Origin of the sequence: uncultured Metabacillus sp. (assembly GCF_947503125.1) — a bacterium.
Lineage (GTDB): Bacteria > Bacillota > Bacilli > Bacillales > Bacillaceae > Metabacillus.
Genome location: NZ_CANNCR010000121.1, coordinates 1 through 3,826 on the forward strand (window position 1 = coordinate 1; position 3,826 = coordinate 3,826).

Annotated in this window: 2 protein-coding genes; both read left to right on the forward strand. The window is 33.8% G+C overall.

Annotated elements, in window-relative coordinates; all coding sequences use genetic code 11:
• Positions 1-809: 809 nt before the first annotated feature.
• The gene (locus tag Q1B07_RS26205) at positions 810-2,465 is read left to right on the forward strand and encodes a DUF6044 family protein (protein ID WP_299095641.1); all 1,656 of its coding nucleotides are present in this window, start codon (positions 810-812) and stop codon (positions 2,463-2,465) included.
• A 16-nt stretch (positions 2,466-2,481) separates the two neighbouring features.
• Positions 2,482-3,501, forward strand: coding sequence for a glycosyltransferase family 2 protein (locus Q1B07_RS26210; protein ID WP_299095638.1), 1,020 nt, complete (start codon positions 2,482-2,484; stop codon positions 3,499-3,501).
• Positions 3,502-3,826 lie beyond the last annotated feature (325 nt).

The following is a 3,826-nucleotide window of genomic DNA, read 5'->3' on the forward strand; positions in this document are numbered from 1 at the left end:
GATGGTAGTTGGGGGTCTCCCCCTGTGAGAGTAGGACGTTGCCAGGTAAGAAGATGAAAAGATCAGTAGAGATACTGGTCTTTTTTGATATTTAGAGTAATAAAAACCGTAAGGTTTATTTGAAAAAGCAGAAACCAAAGTAACCCTGCTAGCCCGAGGCTTGGGAGAAGCAAGAAGGTCGAGGAAGCGCAGAGAGAGAAGACCGGAATGTGCGTTCTTCGGGCACATGAGGATCTGAACGAACAAGCTAGACGAAGAGATTCGCCGCTTATCGCAAGCCGAAATCCGAACACGGAAGTTAAGCTCTCGGGCGCCGATGGTAGTTGGGGGTTTCCTCCTGTGAGAGTAGGACGTTGCCAGGTAAGAGGAAAAAAGATCAGTAGAGATACTGGTCTTTTTTGATATTTAGAGTAATAAAAACCGTAAGGTTTATTAGAAAAAGCAGAAATCAAAGTAAACACTACTAGCCTGGATAATATCTGGAAAAGGACAAAAAGATCAGTAGAAAGATACTGGTCTTTTTTATAATACCAGAATTTATATATTTTCTTAACATAGCTTGCGTTTCTGAATCTAGCTCCAGGCGCCATCGGCTCGAGGTCATAAGGTGAACAGGAATTGAAGGTAAAGAACACCTTCTATTCCTGTTCACCTTATGCTTGTCGCCGATAGGCAGGCGCCTTGCGCTTTTTTTATTTCTAGAATAAACGAACTTTCAGGTATTTTTCTCCTGTTTATGCAAATGTTAATAGTAAATTACATGTAATGCTCTTTATTTTGAGGTGTAAATGGTGTCTTTTAGATATGTTATGACTGAAAAGAAGTTATTTATTTTAGCATTTATCATGATCGGTATATACTTATCACCACTTTATATTTTAGGGGAAAATGCTCACATTAGAGTCCATGATAATCTTGATTCAAATATAGCTTGGTATAAGGTGCTAAGTGAAAGTGGGAAATTACTTGCACCTGTTGATTCAACAGTTCCTCAAATAATTAATGGGCTGCCCAGAAATGCATACGGGACAGAATTTAGCCTGATTGTTTGGTTATATGCTATTTTTCCAACTATGTTTGCTTATGCATTAAGTCAAACAATTACTAGAGTTTTTGCCTTTATTGGCATGTACATTCTACTTAGGGATCATTTTATACAAAATAAAGATTATATTGTCATCAATGTTGGAGTTGCATTAGCTTTTTCTTTGACACCATTTTGGCCATCCGGAATGCTGAGTACTTTAGGGATGCCATTAGCTCTATGGGCATTCTTACATATTAGAAATGGACAAAGAACGTGGAAACAATATCTTGTTTTAACATTACTGCCTTTTTATTCGAGTATTGTATTGGGCTTTTTCTTTTTCTTATTTGCTATAGGGGTATTTTGGTTAGTTGACTTTTTAAGAGGGAAGCGGAACTTGCACTTTTTATTAGCTCTTATCTATATGTCACTGTTATATGTAGTTGTTGAGTATCGATTATTTTATTCTTTTTTGTTTGATGATGAACCTAATAGTAGAGATGAATACTTCCATGCGAGACTTCCTTTATGGAGGGTCATTCGTTTAACATTTAAAAATTTCATTTTAGGTCATAACCATGTGATGACAGTTCACAGTCTTTTTATTATGACGGTGCTTTTATTGGGACTTTATCTGGTCATAACAAAAAAATTATGGAAACAGGAAAAAGCATTTACTTTCCTTTTAGTTTTTAACTTTATATTGTCTGCGTGGTATGCATTTTGGTTTTATAAAGGTTGGCTTCCACTAACTCAGAAATTTCATTTTTTGGATACGTTTAATTTTGCAAGGTTTCATTTTCTTCGTCCGTTAGTTATTTATGTTGGTTTTGCATTAGGATTAAAAATTATATGGGATCATCGAAAAGGATGGAAACATTATGCGATTAGTCTATTAATTGCTCAGATTCTTTTATTATTTTGTTTTAATGATGAGGTCATCTATCGAAAGAAACCTTCTGTAGCTGAATTTTATTCAGTAGAGCTTTTTGAGGATATTAAGTCATATATTGGTTTGTCTATAGAGGATTATCGTGTTGCCAGTATTGGGATCCATCCTGCTATTGCTCAATATAATGGATTTTACACCCTTGATACATATAACAATTTTTACCCTCTCACATACAAGTATAAGTTTAGAAAAATTATTGAAAAAGAGCTATTTAAAAACAAAACGATTAGAACTTACTTTGATGAGTGGGGAGGACGTTGTTATATTTTTACTGATGAGTTGGGAAAGCATTATATGTTTAAGAAAAATTCCAAAAAAACGTTAAAAAATCTAGAGTTGAATATGGATGCCTTCAAAGAGTTGGGCGGTATATACATTTTTTCAGCAGTTCCAATCGAAAATGCAAAGGAAAATCAGCTCCTATTAGAACGAACGTTTAAATCCGATTTATCGGTATGGAAAATCTATTTATATAAAGTCTTGTGATCCTGGAGGTTATGTAATGGTTGAACCTATTCTTACAATTGTAGTTCCGTGTTATAACGAAGAGGATGTTTTAGCAGAGACAATACATCAGCTTAATGAGAAAATAGACTATTTAATTGATGAAAAGTTGATTTCTGCCCAGAGTAAAATCTTATTTGTTGATGATGGAAGCAAAGATAGAACTTGGTCAATTATTTATAAAGAAAGTTTAAACAATCAGAAAGTACATGGACTTAAGCTGGCAAGAAATGTCGGACATCAAAATGCCCTATTTGCTGGACTGGTAACTGCAAAAAACACATCTGATTGTGTAGTTTCTATAGATGCTGATCTTCAAGATGATGTAAATAGTATTAGAGAGTTTATTTTAAAGTACAAAGAAGGATTTGATATTGTTTATGGGGTTCGGAAAAAGCGGGATACTGATGGTCTATTCAAAAGAACCACAGCGGAATCTTTTTATAAACTAATGCAAAAAATGGGTGTTAATCTAATCTATAACCATGCTGATTACCGTTTAATGAGCAAGAGAGCAATTGAGGAATTGGAACGGTTTGAAGAAGTGAATTTGTTTTTAAGAGGAATCGTACCATTAATAGGATTTGCTTCAACGTCAGTATATTATGACCGTAAAGAGCGCTTTGCTGGAGATTCAAAATATCCTTTGAAAAAAATGCTGTCCTTTGCATTTGAAGGTATTACCTCATTTTCGGTTACTCCAATTCGTTTTGTCTTATTGCTTGGATTCTTATCATTTTTTACAAGTTTATTATTTGGCTCTTATTTTATTACATTAAAGTTTATTGGAGAAACGGAAACAGGATGGACCTCATTAATCACATCAATCTGGTTAATTGGCGGATTACAATTAATTGCAATCGGCCTGATCGGAGAGTATATAGGCAAAATATATAAAGAATCAAAGCGTCGCCCCAAATATTCTGTAGATATTAATACGTATAGTCTTACCCAACAGTTGATTGAAAGGGACATGCAAACTATTTCAGATGTTCAAGGTAATAGAGAGTTGCATTAGCATTTAAAACTTCTTCTATAAAATACCAGTTGTAAAATGATGAATTAATTGTTATGATAGTTAACAGTCAATAACACTTAGGCAATAACGTTTGACAATTTATTTTATTATTGTTAAGATTAGTATCTGTCATTTTTAAAGTTGAAATAATTTATTGTAAAAAAGTTGTTGACATGTTATTGAGAAAATAGTATTATTAAATTCCGGCCTTATGAGGTGCTGGGCAAGAGACAATGATCTTTGAAAACTAAACAAAACCAAGCGTGCCAACGTTAATTTCGATTAACAAACAACGTACTAAAATAGTACATTATTATGAGCTATA